The organism is Burkholderia sp. CCA53 (genome assembly GCF_001685525.1).
Lineage (GTDB): Bacteria > Pseudomonadota > Gammaproteobacteria > Burkholderiales > Burkholderiaceae > Burkholderia > Burkholderia multivorans.
In genome coordinates this window covers 3,310,193-3,329,966 of record NZ_BDDJ01000001.1, presented here as the reverse complement: position 1 = coordinate 3,329,966, position 19,774 = coordinate 3,310,193, and the positions used below count along the sequence as shown (strand labels likewise).

At 67.7% G+C, this 19,774-nt stretch carries 18 protein-coding genes and 1 pseudogene; 8 read left to right on the top strand and 11 right to left on the bottom strand.

Translation table 11 applies throughout. The features are described 5' to 3' along the window. Together BCR55_RS15445 and BCR55_RS15440 are read left to right on the top strand one after the other, a co-directional pair. A complete protein-coding gene (locus BCR55_RS15445; RefSeq protein ID WP_053297219.1) occupies positions 1 to 1,548 on the top strand; it encodes an efflux transporter outer membrane subunit in 1,548 nt (515 codons plus the stop codon). 107 nt (positions 1,549 to 1,655) lie between these two features. Then, a complete protein-coding gene (locus tag BCR55_RS15440) occupies positions 1,656 to 2,684 on the top strand; it encodes a MerR family transcriptional regulator (protein ID WP_065494768.1) in 1,029 nt (342 codons plus the stop codon). 117 nt (positions 2,685 to 2,801) lie between these two features. Here the strand turns inward: BCR55_RS15440 and BCR55_RS15435 are convergent, their stop codons facing one another. Next, positions 2,802 to 4,190, bottom strand: coding sequence for a sigma-54-dependent Fis family transcriptional regulator (locus BCR55_RS15435; protein ID WP_065494767.1), 1,389 nt, complete (start codon positions 4,188 to 4,190; stop codon positions 2,802 to 2,804). A 278-nt stretch (positions 4,191 to 4,468) separates the two neighbouring features. Here BCR55_RS15435 and BCR55_RS15430 point away from each other — a divergent pair, with 278 nt between their 5' ends. Genes BCR55_RS15430 through BCR55_RS15420 form a run of 3 tightly spaced genes read left to right on the top strand, consistent with a single transcriptional unit; the run spans position 4,469 to position 7,888 of the window. After that, complete coding sequence (locus tag BCR55_RS15430; protein WP_065494993.1) at positions 4,469 to 5,353, top strand: MBL fold metallo-hydrolase; 885 nt, start codon at positions 4,469 to 4,471, stop codon at positions 5,351 to 5,353. A 33-nt stretch (positions 5,354 to 5,386) separates the two neighbouring features. Continuing rightward, positions 5,387 to 7,054 (top strand): bifunctional protein tyrosine phosphatase family protein/NAD(P)/FAD-dependent oxidoreductase, encoded by a 1,668-nt coding sequence (locus tag BCR55_RS15425; protein ID WP_065494766.1) that lies wholly within the window; start codon positions 5,387 to 5,389, stop codon positions 7,052 to 7,054. A gap of 27 nt (positions 7,055 to 7,081) precedes the next feature. Beyond that, on the top strand, positions 7,082 to 7,888 hold the full coding sequence (locus tag BCR55_RS15420) for a sulfite exporter TauE/SafE family protein (RefSeq protein WP_065494765.1): 807 nt from the start codon (positions 7,082 to 7,084) through the stop codon (positions 7,886 to 7,888). Positions 7,889 to 7,973: 85 nt separating this feature from the next. On the opposite strand, the gene BCR55_RS15415 is transcribed toward BCR55_RS15420, so the two are convergent. From BCR55_RS15415 to BCR55_RS15400, 4 genes are all read right to left on the bottom strand, one after another. Beyond that, positions 7,974 to 8,798: an ABC transporter permease subunit gene (locus BCR55_RS15415; RefSeq protein WP_006404747.1), complete on the bottom strand. Its 825-nt coding sequence runs from the start codon at positions 8,796 to 8,798 to the stop codon at positions 7,974 to 7,976. Further along, complete coding sequence (locus BCR55_RS15410; protein ID WP_006399994.1) at positions 8,795 to 9,724, bottom strand: ABC transporter permease subunit; 930 nt, start codon at positions 9,722 to 9,724, stop codon at positions 8,795 to 8,797. Before BCR55_RS15410 ends, BCR55_RS15415 begins: the two co-directional genes overlap by 4 nt. Further along, positions 9,721 to 10,893 carry an ABC transporter ATP-binding protein gene (locus BCR55_RS15405; RefSeq protein ID WP_006409517.1) on the bottom strand — a complete coding sequence of 391 codons (1,173 nt, stop codon included), beginning with the start codon at positions 10,891 to 10,893 and terminating at the stop codon, positions 9,721 to 9,723. The genes BCR55_RS15410 and BCR55_RS15405 overlap by 4 nt, the downstream gene beginning before the upstream one ends. Before the next feature lie 88 nt (positions 10,894 to 10,981). After that, the gene (locus tag BCR55_RS15400; RefSeq protein WP_006399990.1) at positions 10,982 to 12,076 is read right to left on the bottom strand and encodes a polyamine ABC transporter substrate-binding protein; all 1,095 of its coding nucleotides are present in this window, start codon (positions 12,074 to 12,076) and stop codon (positions 10,982 to 10,984) included. 342 nt (positions 12,077 to 12,418) lie between these two features. On the opposite strand from BCR55_RS15400, the gene BCR55_RS15395 reads away from it, so the two are divergent. Then, entirely contained in the window at positions 12,419 to 12,622 is a 204-nt protein-coding gene (locus tag BCR55_RS15395; protein WP_053297215.1) for a DUF1289 domain-containing protein, read from the top strand. A gap of 85 nt (positions 12,623 to 12,707) precedes the next feature. Here the strand turns inward: BCR55_RS15395 and BCR55_RS15390 are convergent, their stop codons facing one another. From BCR55_RS15390 to BCR55_RS15380, 3 genes and pseudogenes are all read right to left on the bottom strand, one after another. Next, positions 12,708 to 13,367 (bottom strand): OmpW family protein, encoded by a 660-nt coding sequence (locus BCR55_RS15390; protein WP_053297214.1) that lies wholly within the window; start codon positions 13,365 to 13,367, stop codon positions 12,708 to 12,710. 65 nt (positions 13,368 to 13,432) lie between these two features. Next, entirely contained in the window at positions 13,433 to 14,623 is a 1,191-nt protein-coding gene (locus tag BCR55_RS15385; protein WP_065494764.1) for a nitronate monooxygenase family protein, read from the bottom strand. Between the two features lie 114 nt (positions 14,624 to 14,737). Further along, positions 14,738 to 14,938, bottom strand: a pseudogene (locus BCR55_RS15380) (aldehyde dehydrogenase family protein); the annotation flags it as partial. A gap of 212 nt (positions 14,939 to 15,150) precedes the next feature. On the opposite strand from BCR55_RS15380, the gene BCR55_RS15375 reads away from it, so the two are divergent. Continuing rightward, positions 15,151 to 15,516: a hypothetical protein gene (locus BCR55_RS15375; protein WP_006399981.1), complete on the top strand. Its 366-nt coding sequence runs from the start codon at positions 15,151 to 15,153 to the stop codon at positions 15,514 to 15,516. A gap of 12 nt (positions 15,517 to 15,528) precedes the next feature. Here BCR55_RS15375 and BCR55_RS15370 read toward each other — a convergent pair whose 3' ends face one another. Beyond that, entirely contained in the window at positions 15,529 to 15,993 is a 465-nt protein-coding gene (locus BCR55_RS15370; protein WP_006399980.1) for an Lrp/AsnC family transcriptional regulator, read from the bottom strand. Positions 15,994 to 16,126: 133 nt separating this feature from the next. On the opposite strand from BCR55_RS15370, the gene BCR55_RS15365 reads away from it, so the two are divergent. Next, positions 16,127 to 17,173 carry a zinc-dependent alcohol dehydrogenase family protein gene (locus BCR55_RS15365; protein ID WP_065494991.1) on the top strand — a complete coding sequence of 349 codons (1,047 nt, stop codon included), beginning with the start codon at positions 16,127 to 16,129 and terminating at the stop codon, positions 17,171 to 17,173. Positions 17,174 to 17,271: 98 nt separating this feature from the next. On the opposite strand, the gene BCR55_RS15360 is transcribed toward BCR55_RS15365, so the two are convergent. Both BCR55_RS15360 and BCR55_RS15355 read right to left on the bottom strand, forming a co-directional pair. Continuing rightward, positions 17,272 to 17,748 carry a DUF2501 domain-containing protein gene (locus BCR55_RS15360; protein WP_065494763.1) on the bottom strand — a complete coding sequence of 159 codons (477 nt, stop codon included), beginning with the start codon at positions 17,746 to 17,748 and terminating at the stop codon, positions 17,272 to 17,274. A gap of 390 nt (positions 17,749 to 18,138) precedes the next feature. Then, positions 18,139 to 19,731, bottom strand: coding sequence for an ABC-F family ATPase (locus BCR55_RS15355; RefSeq protein WP_006404738.1), 1,593 nt, complete (start codon positions 19,729 to 19,731; stop codon positions 18,139 to 18,141). Between the last annotated feature and the right edge of the window lie 43 nt (positions 19,732 to 19,774).

Sequence of the window (19,774 nt, the reverse complement as noted above, 5' to 3'; positions counted from 1 at the left end):
ATGGAATCGTCGATGAACCTGAAAACGAAAGTCGTGCGCGCGCTCGCCGTCGCGAGCGTCGCCGGCCCGCTCGCCGGCTGCAGCGCGTTCGCGCCGAGCGGCGCACCGCCCGCGATGCCGTCGCCCGCGCATTACGGCGCGGCGCCGCAGCCGCAGCAGACCGTTGCCGCACAAGGCATCGCGCAGCAGTTCGAAGTCGGCGCGCAGCCGGTGTCCGACTGGTGGACGCAATACCGTTCCGACGCGCTGAACGCGCTCGTCGACGAAGGGCTGCGCAACAGCCCGACGCTCGCGGCCGCGTCGCACTCGCTCGATGCCGCGCGCGAGCAGTTGCGCGCGCAGATCGGCAGTTCGCTGCTGCCGTCGATCGATGCGGGCGGCCAGGCGGCGCGTCAGCGTGCGCTCGGCGTGCCGATTCGCGCGCTCGGCGCGCCGACGCTGCTGTACGACACGTTCGTCGGACAGCTGCAGGCGAGCTACACGATCGACCTGTTCGGCGCCGCGCGCTTCGCGAACCGGTCGCTCGCGAACCGTGTCGACGTCAGCGCGTTCCAGCTCGAGTCCGCGCGGCGCGCACTCGCCGCGAACATCGTGACCGCGGCGATCACCGTGTCGGTGCTCGACGCGCAGATCGACACGACCGAACGGCTCGTCGCGCTCGCGAACGATCAGGCGCGCGACGCCGAGCGCCGCCATGCGCTCGGCGCAGCGGCGCGCAGCGATGCGCTGAGCGCGCGGCAAAGCGCGGACACGTTCGCCGCGAGCCTGCCCGCGCTGCGCCAGCAGCGCGATAGCGCGCGCCATGCGCTCGCGGTGCTGGTCGGCCGTACGCCGGACCGGCCGCCGGCCGGGATCGCGCTCGCCGATCTGCATCTGCCCGAACAGGTGCCCGTCGTCGTGCCGTCCGACCTGCTGCAAAGCCGCCCCGACATCCGCGCCGCCGACGCGGCGCTGAAGGCCGCCGCGGCCGAAGTCGGCGTCGCGACCGCGCAGCTGTTCCCGCAGCTATCGCTGTCGGCCTCGATGGGCAAAGGCGGCTTCGACTGGCCGACGATGCTGTCGGGCGCCGGCGCGATCTGGAGCGTCGGCGCGTCGCTGACGCAGCCGCTGTTCCACGGCGGCGCGCTGCTCGCGCAACGCCGCGCCGCAAAGGCGACGTATGAAGCCGCCGTCGACCAGTACCGGCAGACCGTGCTCGCCGCCTTCCAGAACGTCGCCGATTCGCTCGCGGCGCTCGAACACGATGCGCAAGCGCTCGACGCGTCGTCGCAGGCGGCGCTCGCCGCGCGCGGCGCATCGGACGACGCCGCCGCGCGCGTGCGGCTCGGCGCGCTGCCGCCGTCGGCGGCGCGCGCGAGCGAACTGCAATACCGCAACGCGCAGCTCGACGCGATTCGCGCGACCGGGGCGCGCCTCGCGGATACCGCGCGCCTCTACCAGGCGATGGGCACGCCGCCGACCGAGCGCGTCGACACGGTCGCGACCGATCGGCCTGCGCGCGATGCGGCGGCGGCGTCACGGCCACCGTCGTCGCCGGTGTCGCCGTAGCCGCGCCGCGTGCGCTCGCGCGATGCGCGAGCGCTTTGCAACTTCCGCTTGACCCTCACGTAGCGTAACGTTCGAGACTCCAGTGTGCGCACCGAACGGAGGACATCATGCGGCTGAAAGTGGGAGAACTGGCGAAACGCAGCGGACTGACCGTCCGCACGCTTCATCACTATCACGCGATCGGCCTGCTGACCCCTTCGGCGCGTGCCGACAACGGCTATCGGCTGTACGACCGCCGCGACATCGCCCGGCTGCATCAGATCCAGGCGCTGCGTCGGTTCGGACTGTCGCTCGCCGAAATCGGCGACTACCTGAACCAGCCCGACACGCCGCTCGTCGAGCTCGTCGCGAAGCAGATCGCGTCGCTCGACCGGCAACTCGCGCAAGCCGCGCAGCTGCGCGAGCGGCTCGTGCAACTGCACGCGCAGCTCGCGGCGGGTACCGAGCCGGAGCTGGCCGATTGGCTCACCACACTGGAGTTGATGACCGTGTACGACAAATATTTTTCCGAGGAAGAACTCGCGCGCCTGCCGATGTATCGCAAGAGCCAGACCGGCGATGCCGAATGGATCGCGCTCGTCGCCGACGTGCGTGCGCTCCACGACGCCGGCGTGCCGGCCGAGGACGAGCGCGTACGTGCGCTCGCCGATCGCTGGATGGCGCTGCTCGTGCGCGACACGAACAACGATCCGCGGCTGCTCGCGAAGCTGAACCTGATGCACGAGCGCGAGCCGTCGATGCAGGCGCAGATCGGCATTACCACGGCGCTGCGCGACTACGTGCTGCGCGCGAACGCCGAAACGAAGATGCGGATCTTCGAGAAGTATCTCGATCCGGACGAGATTCGTTTCATGCGTGCGCACTACGGCGAACGCGCGATGGAGTGGCCGCAGCTGATGGCCGACGTGCGCGATGCGCTCGAAGCCGGCAAGCGGCCCGATTCGCCGGAAGGCCGTGCGCTCGCGCAGCGCTGGATGGCGCTGTTCCGCGGCTATGCGGGCGACGATCCGGCCACGCACGCGAAATTCCGTCAGGCGATGGCGAACGAGCCGGCGCTGAAGAAGGACGCGTGGGTCGACGATGCGCTGCTCGGCTTCATGCGCGAAGCGATGGCGCAGCTCGCGCCGGCGCGCTGAGCGCCGAATGCGGTGTGCGGTGCGTGTTACGCGTCGCGCGCCGTCTGCCGTGTGCCGCGTGTCGCGCGCTGTGCAGCGTGTGCCGCGCGGTGTCGCGCGATGCAACGCACGCGCGATTCAGCGCGTGCGCACGCGTAACCCGAGCGCCTTCATCCGCCGGTACAGCGTGCGCTCGCTGAGGCCGACCTGCGCGGCCAGCGCCTTGCGCGCGCCGTCGAACGACGCGGCGAGCCGCACGAGTTCCGCGTCGGATACGCCGCGCGCGGCCGCCGCCACAGATGGCGCCGCCGCGGTGGCCGACACGAGTTCGGCCGGCAAATGCTCGACGCGGATCGTGCCGTCGTCCGCGAACAGGCACGCGCGTTCGAGCACGTTGCGCAGCTCGCGGATGTTGCCGGGCCACGCATACGCATCGAGACACGCGAGCGCCGGTTCGGTCAGCACGTACGGGCGCGCGAGCGCGTCGCCGGCGGCCGCGCGCGCGTTCGCGATCCGTCGCAGGATCGACTCGGCAAGCAGCGCGACGTCGCCGCGCCGCTCGCGCAGCGGCGGCAGCGCGATCGGAAACGCATTGATCCGGTAGTACAGATCCTGCCGAAAGCGGCCGTCGACGATCATGTCGCGCAGCGGCTTGTGCGTCGCCGCGACGAGCCGGAAATCGGCGCGCAGCGCCTCGACGCCGCCGACGCGCCGGAACGTGCCCGATTCGATCAGCCGCAGCAGCTTCACCTGCATCGGCAGCGGCACGTCGCCGATCTCGTCGAGAAACAGCGTGCCGCCCTGCGCCGTCTCGACGAGGCCCGGCTTGCGCTGGTTCGCGCCCGTAAATGCGCCCTTCTCGTAGCCGAACAGTTCGCTCTCGAACAGCGTTTCGGCAATTCCCGAACAGTCGACGACGACGAACGGCCCCATCGCGCGATCGCTCGCCTCGTGCAGCGCACGCGCGAACAATTCCTTGCCGGTGCCCGACTCGCCGAGCAGCAGCACCGGCAGCGTCGACGGGGCGACGCGCTGCAGCGCACCCAGCGCCGCATTGAACGACTCCGCGCTGCCGACGAGCCCTTCCGCGCTCGGCTGCGCCGAGGCGCTGCGCACGGTCGTCAGCCGCTCGACGTACGCGATCACGTCGCCGCCCGCGTCGAAGATCGGCCGCAGCTCGACGTCGACGTGCTCGGGCCCGCGCGGCGTGTGATGAATATGCAGCACGCGATCGAGGCCGCGCAGCGCTTTCGCGCGCTTCATCGGGCAGTGCTCGCCGGCCTGGTCGCACGGCACGTCGTAGTGGTGCGATACCTGAAAACAGTGCCGGCCGACGTGCTCGACGCCCGCGACGCCGAACTGCCGCCGGTACGCGCCGTTCGCCGCGAGGATCCGGTAGTCGGGATCGACGACGATCGTCGGCTGCGGATCCTGTTCGAGATAGGCGACGAGCGCACGCACGTCGGGCGCGAGCGCCGGCGCGTGCGGCGGCACGGGAACGATCGGAATGGTGTCGTGCGGATTCATCGGGATTCCGGAGGTTCGATCGGAGGGGCGGCGGCCGCAGCGGACGAGGACGCTCGGCCTGAACTGCCATAAAGACTGCCAATTCTGCCACACGACTGCCAAGCATGGCAGCAAGCCGCGCGGACCGTGACGTGGCGACGTCCGCGCGCCGCCTCGCGCGCGCCGAAAACCTGTGCGCAATCAACGACCTGCCTGGACAGCGAGCGTCGCCCTGCTCGCTGGCACGGTTCTTGAGCCATGGATCGTCGTTGTTCCATCCACCGTTCGAGGACATTCCCGTGACGCACTCTGCCGGCCTGGCGGTCGAAGGCTTTTTCGACCCGGCGACCCACACCGTCAGCTATCTGCTGCTCGACACCGCGACGCGCGCCTGCGCGCTGATCGACAGCGTGCTCGATTACGACCCGAAGTCCGGCCGCACGCGCACGGACAGCGCCGATCGGCTGATCGCGCGCGTCGCCGAACTCGGCGCGACCGTCCATTGGCTGCTGGAGACACACGTGCATGCCGATCACCTGTCGGCCGCGCCGTACCTGAAGGCGCGCGTCGGCGGGCAAATCGCGATCGGCGCACACGTTCGGCGCGTGCAGCACGTGTTCGGCGACCTCTTCAATGCGGGCCCCGACTTCGCGCGCGACGGCAGCCAGTTCGACGCGCTGCTCGACGACGGCGACACGCTCGTGCTCGGCACGCTGACGATCCGTGCACTGCACACACCCGGCCATACGCCCGCATGCATGACCTACTGCGTCGACGACGCGACGCAGCGTGCGGCATTCGTCGGCGATACGCTCTTCATGCCCGACTACGGCACCGCCCGCTGCGATTTTCCGGGCGGCGACGCGCGCACGCTGTACCGCTCGATCGCGCGCGTACTCGCGCTGCCGCCCGACACGCGGCTCTATCTGTGCCACGACTACCAGCCGGGCGGGCGCGATGTGCAGTTCGTGACGACCGTCGCCGAGCAACGCCGCACGAACGTGCACGTCAAGGACGGCGTGACCGAGGACGACTTCGTCGCGATGCGCACCGCGCGTGACGCAACGCTGGAGATGCCGGTGCTGATGCTGCCGTCCGTGCAGGTCAACATGCGCGCCGGCCATCTGCCCGAACCCGAAAACAACGGCGTGCGCTATCTGAAGATCCCGCTCGACGCGATCTGAGACCCGACCCGCCCTGCACACGAGAACCCCGACATGACTCTTCGCACGCTGACCGACACGCTCGCCGTGTCGCCGCAGATTGCCGTTGCCGACCTGCCCGCGCTGCACGCCGCCGGCATCCGCACGATCGTCTGCAACCGTCCGGACCGCGAAAGCGCCGACCAGCCCGACCTCGCCGAGATCCGCGCGGCCGCCGCGCCGCTCGGCATCGCGGTCCACCATCTGCCGGTCGAACCGGGCAGGATCACCGACGACCACGTCGCGCAGTTCCGCGCGCTGCTCGCGTCGGCCGCCGGCCCGACGCTCGCCTACTGCCGCACCGGCACGCGCTCGGCGACGCTATGGGCGCTGTCGCAGGCAGGCCGCATGCGCGCCGACGACATCGTCGCAACGGCCGCCGCGGCCGGCTACGACCTCGCCGCGCTCGCGCCGCGGCTTGCAGGCGGGACCGCCGACGCGACGCACGCGCCCGACGCGCGCCACGAGATCGTGATCGTCGGCGCCGGTGCGGCGGGCATCGCGGTCGCATCGAGCTTGCTTGCGCGCGAGCGCAGGCTCGACATCGCGATCGTCGATCCGGCCGACGTCCACTACTACCAGCCGGGCTGGACGATGGTCGGCGCGGGCGTTTTCGAGGCCGGCACGACTGCGCGCGCGATCGCCGACGTGCTGCCGCGCGGCGTGCAGCGCATCCGTGCGGCGGTCGCCGCGTTCGAACCTGACGCGCATGCGGTCGTGCTCGACGACGGCCGGCGCATCGGCTACGGCAAACTCATCGTCTGTGCGGGGCTCAAGCTCGACTGGCAGGCGATCGACGGTCTCGCCGACACGCTCGGCCGCAACGGCGTCACGTCGAACTACCGCTACGACCTCGCGCCGTACACGTGGCAGCTCGTGCAGGCATTTCGCGGCGGCAACGCGCTGTTCACGCAGCCGCCGATGCCGATCAAGTGCGCGGGCGCGCCGCAGAAGGCCATGTATCTGTCCTGCGATCACTGGCAGCGCACGGGGCGCCTAGGCGCCGCCCACGTCGAGTTCCTCAATGCCGGCAACGCGCTGTTCGGCGTTGCCGACTACGTGCCCGCGCTGATGGCGTATGTGAAACGCTACGGGATCGCGCTGTCGTTCGGCCACAACCTCGTCGCGATCGACGGCCCCGCACGCCGCGCGACGTTCGTGCGCACACTGCCCGACGGCGGCACCGAAACGGTCGTCCGCGCGTTCGACATGATCCACGTCGTGCCGCCGCAGAAGGCACCCGATTTCGTGCGCACGAGCGCGCTCGCCGACGCCGCCGGCTGGGTCGACGTCGATCCGGCGACGCTGCGCCACCGCCGCTACGCGGACATCTTCGCGCTCGGCGACGCGACCAACACGACAAACGCGAAGACCGCGGCGGCCGCGCGCAAGCAGGCGCCCGTCGTCGCGCACAACGTGCTCGCATCGCTCGGCCGCGCGGCGGGCGAAGCGGCCTACGACGGCTACGGCTCCTGCCCGCTGACGGTCGAACGCGGCAAGATCGTGCTCGCCGAATTCCTGTACGGCGGCAAGGTCGCGCCGACCTTCCCCGCCTGGCTGCTCGACGGCCGGCGCCCGTCGCGGCTCGCCTGGCTGCTGAAGGCGCGCGTGCTGCCGCCGCTGTACTGGGACGCGATGCTGAAAGGCCGCGAGTGGCTCGCGCAGCCCGCGATCGTCCGATAAGCGCCGCCCGTTCGACGGAATCCAATCATGCTGGTTTCTCTCCTACTCGGCGGCTGCGTCGGCGCGGTGCTCGGTCTGACCGGCGCCGGCGGCGGCATCCTCGCAGTGCCGGCACTCGTCGTCGGCATGGGCTGGCCGATGCAGCAGGCGACGCCCGTCGCGCTCGTCGCGGTGGCCGGCAGCGCCGCGCTCGGCGCGCTCGAAGGCTTTCGCCGCGGGCTCGTCCGCTATCGGGCGGCGCTCCTGATGGCCGTGGCCGGCGTGCCGCTGACGACACTCGGCGCCCGCCTCGCGCACGTGCTGCCGCAGCGCGTGCTGCTCGCGCTGTTCGCGCTGACGATGCTGATCGTCGCCACGCGCCTGCTGCGCCAGGCGCTGCGGCAGCCGACGGCCGATGCGCAGGTTTCGCCGCTCTGCGTCGGTCGCGTGAATCCCGACACGGGCCGTCTCGTGTGGTCCTGGCCCGTCGGCCTCGCGCTCGCATCGACGGGCGCGGTCACCGGGCTGATGACGGGCCTGCTCGGCGTCGGCGGCGGCTTCGTCATCGTGCCGATGCTGCGCAAGTTCACCAACGTGTCGATGCACGGCATCGTCTCGACGTCGCTGATGGTGATCGCGCTCGTCGGCACGGGCGGCGTGTTCGCGACGCTCGCGGCCGGCACGCACGCAGCGATCGACGTGATGCTGTGGTTTACGGTCGCGACCGCGCTCGGCATGGCGGCCGGCCGCGGCGCGTCGCGGCACTTGTCCGCGCGGCATGTGCAGGCGGGCTTCGCGACGGTGCTCGTCTGCGTCGCACTCGGGCTGCTCGCCAAGGCCGCGTTCGGCGCGTGAGCGGCCGCCGCACGCAATCAAAGACAACGCCCGGGCCGATCGACATCGGCACCGGGCGTTGCTGGTTGCGATCGCAACCTTCGGGTCAGGCCGTCGCGAACGCCGCCATCCGCTTGCGCTCTTGCCGCAGCATCACGAAGTTCGCAACGACGACGCCGATCGTCACCGCGACGATGAACAGCGTCGCGAGCGCGTTCATCTCCGGGTTCAGGCCGAGGCGCACGCGCGAGAACACGACGAGCGGCAGCGTCGTCGAGCCGGGGCCCGACAGGAACGCCGACAGCACCAGATCGTCGATCGATAGCGTGAACGACAACAGCCAGCCCGCGATCAGCGCCTGCGAGATCAGCGGCAGCGTGATCGTGAAGAACACCTTCAGCGGCGTCGCGCCGAGATCGAGCGCGGCCTCTTCCAGCGACGGATTCAGCTCGCGCACGCGCGACTGCACGATGATCGCGACGTACGAGATGCACAGCATCACGTGGCCGAGCCAGATCGTGAAGATGCCGCGCTCGGCCGGCCAGCCGATCCACTTCGCGAGTTCGATGAACAGCAGCAGCAGCGAGATCCCCTGAATCACTTCGGGAATCACGAGCGGCGCGTTGATCATCCCGCTGAACAGCGCGAAGCCGCGAAAGCGCCCCATCCGCGCGAGCACGAAGCCGGCCCACGTGCCGATGATCACCGATGCGAACGCGGTCAGCACGCCGATCTTCAGCGACAGCCACGCGGCCGTCAGCAGCTCGTCGTCGTCGACGAGCGCCGCATACCAGCGGAACGAGAAGCCCGACCACACGGTGACGAGCTTCGACTCGTTGAACGAGTAGACGATCAGGCTGATGATCGGGATGTACAGGAACGCGAACCCGGCAAACAGCGCGGCGAACTGCAGATAACGATTCGGTTTCATCGACGACGGCCCTCCTGCTCCTTCGCCTGGAAGTGCTGGAACATCGCCATCGGCACGAGCAGCAGCAGCACCATCGCGCAGGTCACGGCCGACGCCATCGGCCAGTCTGCGTTGTTGAAGAACTCGTTCCACATGACGCGGCCGATCATCAGCGTGTTCGCACCGCCGAGCAGTTCGGGGATCACGTACTCGCCGACTGCCGGAATGAACACGAGCAGGCAGCCCGCGATGATCCCGTTCTTCGACAGCGGCAGCGTGATCTGCACGAACGCCTTCCACGGCTTCGCGCCAAGGTCGTACGCGGCTTCGAGCAGACGCAGATCCATCTTCACGAGATGCGCATAGAGCGGCATGACGAGGAACGGCAGATACGAATAGACCATGCCGATATAGACCGCGTAGTTGGTCCGGTACAGCTCGATCGGCGTGTGGATCAGCCCGATCCACATCAGGAAGTTGTTCAGCAGGCCGTTGTTCTTCAGGATCCCGATCCACGCATACACGCGGATCAGGAACGACGTCCAGAACGGCAGCATCACGCCCATCATCAGCAGATTGCGCGTGGCCGGATTCGAGCGCGCGATGTAGTACGCCATCGGATAGCCGATCAGCAGACAGAGCAGCGTCGTGATCGCGGCGACGACCACCGAGTTCACGTACGTCGCGAAGTACAGGCTGTCCGACAACAGGAACGCGTAGTGCGACAGGTTCAGCGCGATGTGCACGACGCCGTCCGCGTACGACGCGAGCTCCGAATACGGCGGAATGCCGAGCTGCAGCTCCGCGAAGCTGATCTTCACGACCAGCACGAACGGCACGAGGAAGAACAGCACGAGCCACGTGAACGGTCCGGCCACTACCGCGGTGCCGCCCGTCAGGTTGAAGCGCCGCACCGGCCACGCGAGCAGGGACTTGAGCGCGTTCATGACGTCAGCACCACCCCTGCCGTCGCGCTCCAGCGCACGTAGATCTCGTCGCCGAGCGCCGGCGTGTCGAGTTCCGAAATCGCGAGGCTCGACACGTTGGCGATGACCGTCTTGCCGCCATCGAGCTTCACGTGATACAGCGAGTAGCCGCCCATGTACGCGACGTTCGTGATCGCGCCGCGCGCCCAGTTGAACGCGCCTTCGGGCGGCTTGCGCGTGAGCGCGATCCGCTCGGGGCGCACCGATACCGTCACCGGCATCCCGAGCGGGCCGGTGATCCCGTGGCTCACGTACAGCCGGCTCGGCAGCGCCGGCGATTCGATATACACGTGGTCGGGCTCGTCCTCGACGGTCACGCCGTCGAACAGGTTCGTCGACCCGATGAATTCGGCCGAGAAGCGGCTGTTCGGATATTCGTAGACTTCGTTCGGCGAGCCGATCTGGACGATCTGGCCTTCGCTCATCACGGCGAGGCGGTTGGCCATCGTCATCGCCTCTTCCTGGTCGTGCGTGACCATGATGCAGGTCACGCCGACCTTGTGCAGGATGTTGACGAGCTCGATCTGCGTGCGCTGGCGGATCTGCTTGTCGAGCGCCGACATCGGCTCGTCGAGCAGCAGCAGCTTCGGGCGCTTCACGAGCGAGCGCGCGAGCGCGACGCGCTGCTGCTGGCCGCCCGACAGCTGGTGCGGCTTGCGCTTCGCGTACTTGCCCATCTGCACGAGATCGAGCGCCGCGGCGACGCGCTCCTTCAGCTCGGCCTTCGGCGTGCCTTCCTGCTTCAGCCCGAATGCGACGTTCGACTCGACCGACATGTGCGGAAACAGCGCATACGACTGGAACATCATGTTCACGGGCCGCCGGTACGGCGGCATCTGCGCGAGGTCCTCGCCGTCGATCAGGATCTTGCCGGACGTGACCGTCTCGAGGCCGGCAAGCATGCGCAGCAGCGTCGACTTGCCGCAGCCCGAGCTGCCGAGCAGCGCGAACAGTTCGCCCTGGCGCACGTTCAGGTTGACGCTGCGCACCGCTTCGGTGTCGCCGAACTTCTTCACGACGTCGATGATCTGGACAAAGTTCTCCGCGCGTGCGTCCGCGCCCGACGGGGAGCCCGGCGGGGAAACGAAAGACGGCGCGCCCGTGGCCGGCGGACTCGACTGGCTCTTCATGATGTGCTGCTTCTCTCCTGCGTTTGAACGAACAAAGCCCCCGGGGACACCAGGGGCTTGATGACTGCTGGCTTCACTGCGACGCGTATCAGCGTCCCGACTTCAGCTCGGTCCACAGACGCGTCTGCAGACGCTGAATCTCGGGCGGCAGCGGCTTGAGCAGGAACAGCGTCTTCACGACGTCGGCCGGCGGGTACACGGCCGGGTCGTTCGCGACGTCGGGCCGCACGTACTTGCGGGCTTCGGCGTTCGCGCTCGGGTAGTACACGGCGTTGGTGATCGCCGCATGCACCTTCGGATCCTCGATGTAGTTGATCCACTGCAGCGCGGCTTCCTTGTTCTTCGCGTCCTTCGGAATCGCCATCACGTCGAACCAGACCGGCGCGCCGCCCTTCGGAATGTAGTACTCGATCTTGTACGGCTTCTTCGCCTCGAGCGCGCGGTGCTTCGCGATCACGACGTCGCCCGACCAGCCGAACGCGAAGCAGATGTCGCCGCCGACCATGTCGTTGATGTAGCCCGACGAGTTGAATTGCGTGATGTACGGACGGATCTTCTTCAGCACTTCCATCGCGGCCTTGTAGTCGGCCGGGTTCGTGCTCATCGGATCCTTGCCGATGTAGTGCAGCGTCGCCGCGAACATCTGGTCGGGTGCGTCGAGCACCGACACGCCGCAGGTCTTCAGCTTCGAGATGTTCTCGGGCTTGAACAGGATGTCCCAGTTGTCGAGCGCAACCTTGCCGAGCACCTGCTGCGCCTTGTTGACGTTGTACGCGAGGCCCGTCGTGCCGTAGGCCCAGGGCACCACGTACTTGTTGCCCGGATCCGCGCCGGCGACGAGCGACATCAGCTGCGGATCGAGATACTTGAGGTTCGGCAGCTTCGACTTGTCGAGCGGCGTGAAGATGCCGGCCGCGATCTGCTTGCCCGCGTAGTTGCTGGTCGGCACGACGATGTCGTAGCCCGAGCTGCCGGTCAGCAGTTTCGCCTGCAGCGTGTCGTCGCTGTCGTAGTTGTCGTAGCGGACCTTGACGCCGGTCTGCTTCTCGAAGTTCGGGATCGTGTCCTTCGCAATGTAGTCCGACCAGTTATAGACATTGAGCTGCGTATCCTTCGCTGCTGCCGCCGATGCGCCCACACAGAGCGCGAGCGCCGCGAACCGGCCCGCCACCTTTGCTTTCATCCCGTTCTCCCTTCGGCCGGACCGCTTGCCCGGCTGCCGTCTGCCTCGTGATGGCGCCGCATTCCGTCGCGCCGCCCCTAGAAAACCCCGAACGCTACCATCATTCGCGCCCCGTCACAAAAAAATCATGCCGGTGTCGCGCAAACGGAACAGATTCCCGCCGCCGGCCGCCTCGGCCGCCCGTGCGGCGGGGCATTCCGGGGGAAATTCTATCGGGTAATCCGCGGCTGTCCATCGGAAAAAGAACGCCGGGCGTGGTGTCGTGCGACCGCGTCGCGGCAGCCGTCCGGCGCGATGCTTTAAAATGGCGCGCTCACGATTTCCTCCGCGCGAACCGTCCCGATGGCCTCCAATCTCCACGACCTGCCCGACAGCCCCTGCATCGGCGTCTGCTCGACCCTCTTCGACGAAGTCTGCAAGGGCTGCGGCCGCACGGCCGCCGAGGTCTCCAACTGGGTGTTCATGAGCGACGACGAAAAGCGCGCCGTGTGGGCGCGCATCACGCGCGAAGGCACCGCGATGCGGTTCCGCAACGACAAGCTGTAAGCGCGCGCCGCACGAATAAAAAACGCGGCATGCCGACTGCCATGCCGCGAACCCCAACTCCGTTCGTTTCGTGCCGCGTGCGGCGCTAGAACTTCATCCCGACACCCACGCCGACGATCAGCGGATCGATATGCAGCGTGCCGATGCCGCGGTCGCCGAGCGTCGCGTCCGTGCTCATCCAGATCTTCTTCACGTCGACGTTCAGGAACACGCGCTTCGTCATCTGCACGTCCACGCCGAACTGCAGCGCCGGCCCGAAGCTGCTCTTGCCGATCGACACGCCCTCGCCGCCGACGTTGAGCCCGTTGTTGTAGAAGTACGTGTAGTTCAGCCCCGCGCCCACGTACGGCCGCACCTTGCCCGCATGATTGAAGTGGTACTGCAGCAGCAGCGTCGGCGGCAGCACGTTCACGCCGCCGAGATGGCCGGCGCTCGACGTCACCTGATGCCGCGACGTGCCGAGGATCAGCTCGACGCCCAGGTAGTCGCGGATCATGTACGTGAAATCGAGCTCCGGCACGATCGCGTTGTTCACGCCGACGTTCAGCGCGCCGAGCGTGTCGCTGCCGCGCTCGTTCGGCTGGATGCTGATCGCGCGCAGCCGCGCGAGGACGTCGCCCTGATGAATGCCGTCGCCGGGCGACGCCGCCTGCGCGAGCGACGGCAGCGCGACGCTCGCGGCCGCCACGGCCGCCACGGCCGCGGCGATGAGACGTGTTCGAATCGTGTCAATGGTTTGGTGCATGGTACGGACCCCCGAATAATGATCTCCATTTTCTGTGTAGGGTCTTTCGCGCATCTTGATGTCCGTCAAGCCAGCGTAAACGCGGGACGGTTTGTCGCAGGCTCTGCCGCGCGGCCGGTCAGCAGCAGGTCGAGCAGATCGCGCACGCTGCGGATCGCACGGCCGAACGGCAGCGCTTCGCGGCCGCGGAAGAACAGGCCGTTGGCGACGTCGCCGCGCAGTGCGGCGGCGAGCCGCGTATCGATGCAGAAATGCCCGAACCGTTCGATGCCGTCGCGCAGCCCGCATACGCTCAGGCATTCGAGCGCGGTCGGGCAGCGCTGCTTCAGCGCGCCGAGTTTCGCGCGGATGCGCGCCTCGTTGCGCAGATAGCGGTCGAGCCACGGCGTTCTGACCGCGCGCGCGGGCAGGCCCGTCACGCTGACGAATTCGACGATGTCGTCCGGCGTCGCATCGGCGAGCACGCGCTTGAAGTTCGGATGCGCGTCGCCCTCCTCGGTCACCGCGAACGGCGTGCCGACCTGGACGCCGTGCGCACCGGCGTCGAGCGCCGCGCGCACCGCGTCGTGGCTGTTGATGCCGCCCGCGACGATCAGCGGAATCGCGTCGCGGGCGATGCCGAGCGACGCGATCGCCTGCGCGGCGTCGTCGAGCACGCGTGCGAAGTCGAAGCGCGGATCGTGCATGTCGGCGAGCTGCGTGACGCCGAGGTGGCCGCCCGCATGCGCGGGATGCTCGATCACGATCGCGTCGGGCAGCCGGCCCTTCTTCATCCACTTCTTGAGGACCAGCGCGATCCCGCGGCCGTCCGACAGGATCGGAATCAGCGCAATGTCGCGGCCCTGCACGAGATCGGGCAATTCGAGCGGCAGACCGGCGCCCATCACGATCGCGTCGGCGCCCTCGTCGCAGGCCACGCGGACGTAGTCCGCATGCGCGCTCACCGCCTTCATCACGTTGACTGCGATCATCCCGCGCCCTTGCGCGTACGTCTTCGCGAGCCGGATCTCGCGCGCGAGCGCTTCGAGGTTCGCCGCTTCGAGCGTCGCACGGTCGGGCTGCGCGCGACAGCGTGCGAGCAGATCCGCATGATGGTGCCGCAGGTCGATGCTCGCGATCGTGCCGAGCGCGCCCTCGTGCGCGACGCTGCCGGCCAGCCGGTGCGCGGAGATGCCGACGCCCATGCCGCCCTGCACGATCGGCAACAAGGGACGGCCGCGGATCGTGAGCGGCGGGAAAGAACTGCGGACGGTCATCTGAAGCCTCGTCGAAACATCGTCGGAAACGCGATGATCGACGATCGGCCGCCGCGCACGTTGACGGCCGTCAACGAACGACGACGGCACGCGTGCGCGCCGTCGTCGCGCCGCTCAGGTGGGCTTGCGCGCGGGCAGCGGCAGCGACTTGTACTCGAGATATTCGTCGAGACCGTACACGCCGTTCTCGCGGCCGCACCCCGACTGCTTGAAGCCGCCGAACGGCGCGGCCGGATTCCACGCGCCGCCGTTGATGTCGACCTGGCCCGTGCGGAGCCGGCGTGCGACGCGCAGCGCGCGCTCGTCGCTGCCGGCCCGCCTCGGGAAAGCGGTCATTCCAGCGACCGCCGCACGCGCCGACGACGCCCGCCACGCGCGCGTGCACGCCGTTCCGGCGATGCAACACCGGCGCAACACCGGCACGACGACGGATGCGCGGCGTGGCCTGCATCGTGCTATGTTTTTAATATCGGCGCCGGCCCGCGCGGCCGCGCCACCCGGAACCGATGCCTTTCGTGAGCGCTGCCATGACCGACGCATCCCACACCCTCGGCTCGCACGACCGCCTCGAGCTGCTTTGCTGGCTCACCTGCGGCAATCTCGGCGCGTTTTACCTGAACGAATCCTGGCCCGACGCCGCCTTTCAAGTGAAGGCCGCGCACCGCTGGCTCGATCGTCATCAGCGGCAAGCCGACTGGCTCGCGATCGCGAAGCTCGCGGCGCTCGCGCAGGACATCGCGAAGCGCCATGCGAGTTTCGTCGACGCCACGTGGGCACGCGACGCCGTCGAGGAAATCGTCGACACCGACGATCTCGACTATCGCGCGAAGCTCGTGCAGTGGGTGTACGACGACTGCTGCAAGGCGCTCGCCGACAAACGGCTGGCGGACTAATCGCCGCCCGGGTCAGACGATCGGCAGCCGGTGCGTCGACTTCAGCTGGCGCAGCGACAGATTGGAGCGGATGCTCAGCACGCCCGGCAGCTTGCGCAGCACCTTCTCGACGAAATGGCTGTAGTCGTCGAGATCGGCCGCGACCACCTGCAACAGGAAATCCGCTTCGCCGGTCGTGTTGTCGCACGCGAGCACGTTCGGGCTCGCGGCGATCAGCCGTTCGAATTCGGCGGTCACTTCCTCGCTGTGCTGCGTGCAGACGATCTGCACGAACGCCATCACGCCGAGTCCGAGCTTGCGGCGGTCGAGCCGCGCGTGATAGCCCTCGATCAGCCCCGCTTCCTCGAGGCGCCTGAGCCGGCGCCAGCACGACGTCTCGCTCAGCGAGAACGCTTCCGCGAGCCGCGCATTCGACACGCGCCCGTCCCGCTGCAGCATGTCGAGCATCCCGCGATCGATCTTGTCCAGTTGTTCCATGAAAGCTCCTTGCAGCGATGGCGCATCGGTCGCAAGGCTAGCCCAAAAGAGCCTGCGCCTCAATCGAAAAACGAAAGATAAATCCGATATTGCGCGCTTATAGTGAAAGAGTCATTCGCAACAGGAGGAAATGGTGAAAGCAGTCGTTTACGAAGCGTTCGGCGCCGCGCCGCGCGTGATGCAGGTCGCGGACCCGACGCCCGCGCCGGACGGCGTCGTGATCGAGGTGAAGGCGACCGGCGTCTGCCGCAGCGACTGGCACGGCTGGATGGGGCACGATCCGGACATCGTGCTGCCGCACGTGCCGGGACACGAACTGGCAGGCATGGTCGTCGCGACCGGTGCGGACGTCACGCGCTGGAAGGCCGGCGACCGCGTGACCGTGCCGTTCGTCGCCGGCTGCGGCCGCTGCCCGGAGTGCCACTCCGGCAACCAGCAAGTGTGCGAGCGGCAGTTTCAGCCGGGCTTCACGCACTGGGGTTCGTTCGCCGAATTCGTCGGCATCCATCATGCGGACCTGAACCTCGTGCGGCTGCCCGACTCGCTCGATTTTCCGACCGCGGCGAGCCTCGGCTGCCGGTTCGTCACGTCGTTTCGCGCGGTCGTCGATCAGGGGCGCACGTCGGCAGGCGAATGGGTCGCGGTGCACGGCTGCGGCGGCGTCGGGTTGTCGGCGATCATGATCGCGAACGCGATCGGTGCGAATGTCGTCGCGGTCGACATTTCGGCGGCCGCGCTCGCGCTCGCGCGCGCGGTAGGCGCCGCGGCGACCGTCGATGCATCGCAGGTCGCCGACGTCGTCGATGCGGTGAAGGACATCACCGGCGGCGGCGCGCACGTGTCGCTCGACGCGTTGGGTCACCCGAGCACCTGCTTCAACTCGATTGCGAACCTGCGTCGCCGCGGCCGGCACGTGCAGGTCGGGCTGATGCTCGGCGAGCATGCGACGCCGGCGGTGCCGATGAGCAAGGTGATCGCCCACGAGCTCGAAATTCTCGGCAGCCACGGAATGCAGGCGCATCGCTACGATGCCATGCTCGAAATGGTGCGCGCCGGCAAGCTGGCGCCGAGCCGGTTGATCGGCAAGGAAATCAGCCTCGGCGAATCGGTCGACGCGCTGATGAACATGAGCCGGTTCGAAGGCGCCGGTGTGACGGTCGTGACGGATTTTTCGCGCTGAAAGCGGATGCCGGGCGCGCCATCGCGTCGTCCGGCATCGCGTTGCGCGCACCGTTCGCGCGCGACGGCCCGACGCACGCGAACGGTGCGCGCTGCGGCTTACAGCAGCGATTTCGCCTGCGACAACACCTTGTCGCAGATCTGCTTCGTGACCTGCTGCTTCAGGCCGCCGCCGCTCAGATCGAGCTTGTTGCCGTTGCCGGCGTCCAGAATTCCGCTGGAGCCGCTCGTGTACCCGCTGTCGGACGACGCATTGCCGCCCAGCTTGCCGAGCAGCGCGTCCTTCACCGACGACGCGCTGCCGGCCGCGCCGCCGAGATAATTGTTCTGGATGCAGAACTGCAGCACGCCCGCGACATTGCCGGTGCTGCCCGGCATGAGCGACGAGCCGCCACCGCCCAGTGCACCGCCGAGGCCGCCGAGATTGCCCAGCGCGCCGCCGGCGCTGCCGCCCGAATCGCCACCACCGCCGACCTGTTTCAGTACGTCGCCGAGCTGCGCGTGGGCCACGGAAAACGGTGCGAGCAATCCGATCAGCGCGCCGGCGACGGTCGCGCGGTATAGACGTGCATTCATGCAAAACCTCCCGGGTTCTGACTGCGTGAGTGCGGTAGAGCGCATTCAAGGATAGGCAATCGATCCGGGCATGACAGCCCCTGTACGCGATTTGAAATGTCAGACATCGTGATTCCGCGGGGATTTGACAATGCTTGACGTGAGAGAGGCGCGGCGGCGATCGCGAGCGCCGCGCCGATCGAGGCGAACGACACGGCCGGACGGCAATTCGCAGAGCAGCATGCCGGCCAACGGCGATCGGGAGGTGAAGAGTGAATGGCGACGTCTGACCGGGTACTTGCGATCATCCGCGCCGTCTTATCGTGGGTACAACAAAAAAGCCCGCCGAGTACAACTTGGCGGGCTTCCTGAGCGCAATTGCGTAAATCAGATTCGGCACAAATCAGCGAATCAATCCTGCCCCTGGCTCGCGAGGAAATCCTCGTAATTCCCACCGAAGTCGACGAGCGTACCGTCCGTCTTCACTTCGATGATCCGGTTCGCCAGCCCGCTCACGAACTCGCGGTCGTGCGACACGAAAATCAGCGTCCCTTCGAACTTCTCGAGCGCGATCTGCAGCGACTCGATCGATTCCATGTCCATGTGGTTCGTCGGCTCGTCCATCAGCAGCACGTTGTGGCGGCCGAGCATCAGCTTGCCCCAGATCATGCGGCCCTTCTCGCCGCCCGACAGCACCTTCACCGACTTCTTGATGTCGTCGGCCGAGAACAGCAGGCGGCCGAGCGTGCCGCGCACCATCGTCTCGTCGTCGCCGTCCTTGCGGTACTGGTCGATCCAGTCCATCAGCGTGATGTCGTCCGGGAACTCCTCGTACGTGTCCTGCGGCATGTAGCCGACGTTCGCGTTCTCGGCCCACTTCACCGAGCCGTGATCGAGCGTCAGGTTGCCGTACAGCGCGCGCAGCAGCGTCGTCTTGCCCGCGCCGTTCTCGCCGATGATCGCGATCCGCTCGCCCGGCTGCACCGACAGGTTGAAGTTCTCGAAGATCGTGCGGTCGTACTTCTTCGTGATGCCTTCGGCGACCACCGCGATGTTGTGCAGCTTCTTCTCGAACTCGAAACGGATGAACGGGTTCTGTCGCGAGGACGGCTTGAATTCCTCGATCTTGATCTTGTCGATCTGCTTCGCACGGCTCGTCGCCTGACGCGCCTTCGACTTGTTCGCCGAGAAGCGGCGCACGAAGTCCTGCAGTTCGGCCACGCGCTCCTTCGCACGCGCGTTCGCGGCCGCCTGACGCTCGCGCGCCTGCGCGGACGCGAGCATGTAGTCGTCGTAGTTGCCCGGCCAGACCTTCAGCGTGCCGTAGTCCATGTCGGCCATGTGCGTGCACACCGAGTTCAGGAAGTGACGATCATGCGAAATGATGATCATCGTCGAGTTGTACTCGTTCAGCGTGTGCTCGAGCCAACGGATCGAGTTGATGTCGAGGTTGTTGGTCGGTTCGTCGAGCAGCAGCACGTCCGGCTTCGAGAACAGCGCCTGCGCGAGCAGCACGCGCAGCTTCCAGCCCGGCGCGACGTCGCGCATCGGACCGTTGTGGAACTTCTCCTCGATGCCGATGCCGAGCAGCAGCGCGCCCGCGCGCGCCTCGGCGTCGTAGCCGCCGTATTCGGCGAACTTGCCTTCGAGTTCGGCTGCGTGCATGTAGTCGTCGTCGGTCGCGTCCGGGTTCGCGTAGATCGCATCGCGCTCGGTCATCGCGGCCCACATCTCGGTGTGGCCCATCATCACGACGTCGAGCACGCGCACGTCTTCGTACGCGAACTGATCCTGGCGCAGCTTGCCGAGACGGACGTTCGGCTCGAGCGCGACGTTGCCGCCGCTCGGCTCGAGATCGCCGCCCAGAATCTTCATGAACGTCGACTTGCCGCAGCCGTTCGCGCCGATCAGACCATAGCGGTTGCCCTCGCCGAATTTGACCGAGATATTCTCGAACAAGGGCTTCGGCCCGAATTGCATCGTGATGTTGGCAGTAGAAAGCACGGCAGGTCCCGTTAAGAGAGAAATCGACGGAAAACCGTGTATT

Coding starts and splice junctions, on each gene's coding strand:
- BCR55_RS15375 (WP_006399981.1), top strand. CDS start 15,151: ATGACCGACGCATCCCACACCCTCGGCTCGCACGACCGCCTCGAGCTG.
- BCR55_RS15425 (WP_065494766.1), top strand. CDS start 5,387: ATGACTCTTCGCACGCTGACCGACACGCTCGCCGTGTCGCCGCAGATT.
- BCR55_RS15445 (WP_053297219.1), top strand. CDS start 1: ATGGAATCGTCGATGAACCTGAAAACGAAAGTCGTGCGCGCGCTCGCC.
- BCR55_RS15390 (WP_053297214.1), bottom strand. CDS start 13,367: ATGCACCAAACCATTGACACGATTCGAACACGTCTCATCGCCGCGGCC.
- BCR55_RS15440 (WP_065494768.1), top strand. CDS start 1,656: ATGCGGCTGAAAGTGGGAGAACTGGCGAAACGCAGCGGACTGACCGTC.
- BCR55_RS15395 (WP_053297215.1), top strand. CDS start 12,419: ATGGCCTCCAATCTCCACGACCTGCCCGACAGCCCCTGCATCGGCGTC.
- BCR55_RS15420 (WP_065494765.1), top strand. CDS start 7,082: ATGCTGGTTTCTCTCCTACTCGGCGGCTGCGTCGGCGCGGTGCTCGGT.
- BCR55_RS15435 (WP_065494767.1), bottom strand. CDS start 4,190: ATGAATCCGCACGACACCATTCCGATCGTTCCCGTGCCGCCGCACGCG.
- BCR55_RS15385 (WP_065494764.1), bottom strand. CDS start 14,623: ATGACCGTCCGCAGTTCTTTCCCGCCGCTCACGATCCGCGGCCGTCCC.
- BCR55_RS15360 (WP_065494763.1), bottom strand. CDS start 17,748: ATGAATGCACGTCTATACCGCGCGACCGTCGCCGGCGCGCTGATCGGA.
- BCR55_RS15400 (WP_006399990.1), bottom strand. CDS start 12,076: ATGAAAGCAAAGGTGGCGGGCCGGTTCGCGGCGCTCGCGCTCTGTGTG.
- BCR55_RS15415 (WP_006404747.1), bottom strand. CDS start 8,798: ATGAAACCGAATCGTTATCTGCAGTTCGCCGCGCTGTTTGCCGGGTTC.
- BCR55_RS15370 (WP_006399980.1), bottom strand. CDS start 15,993: ATGGAACAACTGGACAAGATCGATCGCGGGATGCTCGACATGCTGCAG.
- BCR55_RS15405 (WP_006409517.1), bottom strand. CDS start 10,893: ATGAAGAGCCAGTCGAGTCCGCCGGCCACGGGCGCGCCGTCTTTCGTT.
- BCR55_RS15410 (WP_006399994.1), bottom strand. CDS start 9,724: ATGAACGCGCTCAAGTCCCTGCTCGCGTGGCCGGTGCGGCGCTTCAAC.